This is a genomic window from Rhizobium sp. P1_E6, from assembly GCF_056405875.1.
In genome coordinates, this window is the sequence record NZ_JBFUBG010000219.1 from 1 (window position 1) to 2,612 (window position 2,612).

Consider the following 2,612-nt stretch of genomic DNA (forward strand, 5'->3'; position numbering starts at 1 on the left):
GTCCTGACCCTTGCACATGCGGCTCTGCGTTACGACAACGCCCTTTCCATGCTCGAAGCAGACACCGAGGGAAAACGCCAGGATGCCGCCAAAGCCCGCGCGATCCTCAACAAAAAGGCGGCAACAGAAATGGCGATTTCTGTGGCCGTTCGCCGCAAACAGGAGGCTGTCCCAGCCATCCGCCTGTGGGAGGAACTGACTGCGCGCCTTCCGGACGATGCTTGGCTGACGGATGTTTCTGTCGATGACGAGAGGCTCACGATTTCCGGGTTTGCCCAATCTGCCGCGGGCTTGATCGAACCCCTCGACGCGTCGGCACTGTTCAGCGAACCAACCTTTTCGGCGCCGGTGGTGCGCATGCCAGGTCAGGATGGCGAACATTTCGAGATGCGCTTGAAGGTCAACCGAGAATGACCGAGCTTCTCATCCGGTTGATGAACTTGCCGCGACGAACGCAACAGGCGGTCGCGATCGGCATGCTGGCGCTCGCAGCACTTCTGGCCGTCTGGCTGATAACGCTTGCGGGCAACCATTTAAGCGTTCAGGCGGAGGAAATCACCGACAAACGCATCGAGCTCGGCCGGTTGGACGCATTGCTGGCGAAGGTCTCTGCCGACAATGCGGCCCCTCAAACCACCGGTGCCAACAAAGAGGCCCTGTATCTTCCCGGCGACACATTGGCGGTTGCGCGCGCCAGATTCCAGGAGCGCATCAACGCCATGGCAGCCGAGAGCGGGGCTGGTGTCATTTCGATCAACAACTTGCCGGACGCAGCACCTGACGGTGTCCCCCTTATCGGCGCCGTTACGGATATTCAGGGGAGTCTCTCGGCAGTGCACGCCATGCTGCTGCAAATCGAAACGTCTACACCGCCTTTGGTGGTCCGAAAGGCATCGATCCGAAACGCAATGCTGCAGCAAGGCATGCTTCAGGGGCCGCTTCAACTGGCGGCAACATTGGAAATTTATGGTTCCGGCGACCCGGTTTTGATTCCATCCAAGGCAGTGGCGACAAAATGAGCTTGCGCCCACGTTTCTCTATTCTAGCTTTGTCGACAGCCGCTATCCTTGCGCTGGGCGCCGGCAATCTGTTGCTGAGCAAGACGGCCGTCGACATCGGCCCGATTGCCTTTGCGCCGCTCCCCCAGGCGAAAGCACAAACACAGGCAGCGGCGAAAGGCGACGACGCAGTCCAGCCCGGCCAAGGCTCCGAAGCCCTGTCCCGCCCGCTCTTCAGCCCGACGCGCCGGGAATACCAACCGCCGCCAGTGCCCGTCGCCCCGCCGGCAGAGATCGCGCCGCTCGTCCAACCGACCGTCGTGCCGATTCCTTCCTTTCGGTTGATCGGCATCCGGCGCACCGGGCCAGATGCGGCCGCTCTCCTGTCGGTCTCTCCCGATCAAAAGGCTGAATGGGCACTGGTCGGCGCGATCGTCGAAGGATGGACGATCGAACGCGTCGATAGCCACAGCGTCGCCCTTCGCTTGGCGGATCGGTCGACCGTCGTCGACCTCTATAGTCCGGAGAATGCGCATGCACCGGGCAATTAGGATCGTTTCGCCTGCGCAAGGCGAGGAGGGCTTCGCCCTGGTGGCCGTTCTAGGCTTCCTCCTCCTGTTTGCGGCCTTGCTGTTGCCCTTTGCCTCCTCCGCCCGACTTGCCGCCCTGACATCGAGCCACACATTCGAGCAGGCCCGCCTTGCCCATGCAGCGGAGGCCGTCAATCTATACATCGCCGGGAAGTACGGCTCCGACGCTCTCATCACCCAGGCGCTCGAACAGGCCTCCGAGCGGCAAGGTGTCTCATGCCGCGTCAAGAACCTGACGATTACAATCCGGGCGCTCGACCATGCTGGTCTCATCGATCTCAATGTCGCCGGCCAGGACATGATCGCCGCGGGCCTCACCGCGGTGGGCCTGGATGAAGGGCAGGCAGGCGGAATCGCGCAATCGATCGTCCTCTACCGCTCTCGTCAGGCAGGCGCCGGCGATGCCGATGTCCTTCAGCCGGAATTCGGTTTGAAGCACGGTCCAATCGAAGATGCCGTCGAACTCCTCGATTATGCGGCGTTGCGGCTGGTTCCCCCGCAAAAGCTCGCCGAACTCTTCACTGTCGACAGCCGAAGCGCGCTGGTGGACGGGACGCTTTCGCCGCGGTCGTTGCAGCCCTTCCTGCCGGAAGCCGCCAAACGTTCCGGATCGCGACCTGCCCGGTCCGGGACCTATACGCTGATGAGCAGGATCGAACATCATGGCGACGCCGGAAGCGATGCCAGGATCGTCGCCACGGGGCACTCCAATGGCCGTAAGACAATGGACCTGCCGCTCGACCCGCCACCAGGCGCAGCTGTTGACTGCAGCGCCTTTCTCGGGCCGGAGCTTGTCTCTTGGCTCAACCGGATCACGTAAGAGATGAAAACGATAGAGCTTTGCGAGCAGTTTCTTGATGATCTTGTCGGTCGCGGCAGCGTGACGCCCGAGGCAATGCAAAGAGTAAGGGCGGCCCAGCGCCAGACCGACCAGCCAGTGGATACAGTCATGCGCGAGCTTGGAATCCTGCCGGAGATGGCGATCGCGCGGGAGCTGGCCCGGTTTTGCGACCTCTCCGTTATC

4 protein-coding genes and 1 pseudogene are annotated in these 2,612 nt (G+C 62.0%); all 5 read left to right on the plus strand.

What is annotated here, in order from left to right; all coding sequences use genetic code 11:
- Positions 1-414, plus strand: a 414-nt coding sequence (locus AC1D35_RS35495; protein ID WP_477942639.1) for a PilN domain-containing protein, incomplete at its 5' end; no start/stop codon positions are given.
- The gene (gspM, locus tag AC1D35_RS35500; protein WP_477942641.1) at positions 411-1,019 is read left to right on the plus strand and encodes a type II secretion system protein GspM; all 609 of its coding nucleotides are present in this window, start codon (positions 411-413) and stop codon (positions 1,017-1,019) included. The genes AC1D35_RS35495 and gspM, both read left to right, overlap by 4 nt.
- Positions 1,016-1,549, plus strand: coding sequence for a hypothetical protein (locus tag AC1D35_RS35505; protein ID WP_477942643.1), 534 nt, complete (start codon positions 1,016-1,018; stop codon positions 1,547-1,549). The genes gspM and AC1D35_RS35505 overlap by 4 nt, the downstream gene beginning before the upstream one ends.
- Complete coding sequence (locus AC1D35_RS35510) at positions 1,533-2,408, plus strand: hypothetical protein (RefSeq protein ID WP_477942645.1); 876 nt, start codon at positions 1,533-1,535, stop codon at positions 2,406-2,408. Before AC1D35_RS35505 ends, AC1D35_RS35510 begins: the two co-directional genes overlap by 17 nt.
- 3 nt (positions 2,409-2,411) lie before the next feature.
- Positions 2,412-2,612, plus strand: a pseudogene (locus AC1D35_RS35515) (hypothetical protein); the annotation flags it as partial.

Coding starts and splice junctions, on each gene's coding strand:
- gspM (WP_477942641.1), top strand. CDS start 411: ATGACCGAGCTTCTCATCCGGTTGATGAACTTGCCGCGACGAACGCAA.
- AC1D35_RS35505 (WP_477942643.1), top strand. CDS start 1,016: ATGAGCTTGCGCCCACGTTTCTCTATTCTAGCTTTGTCGACAGCCGCT.
- AC1D35_RS35510 (WP_477942645.1), top strand. CDS start 1,533: ATGCACCGGGCAATTAGGATCGTTTCGCCTGCGCAAGGCGAGGAGGGC.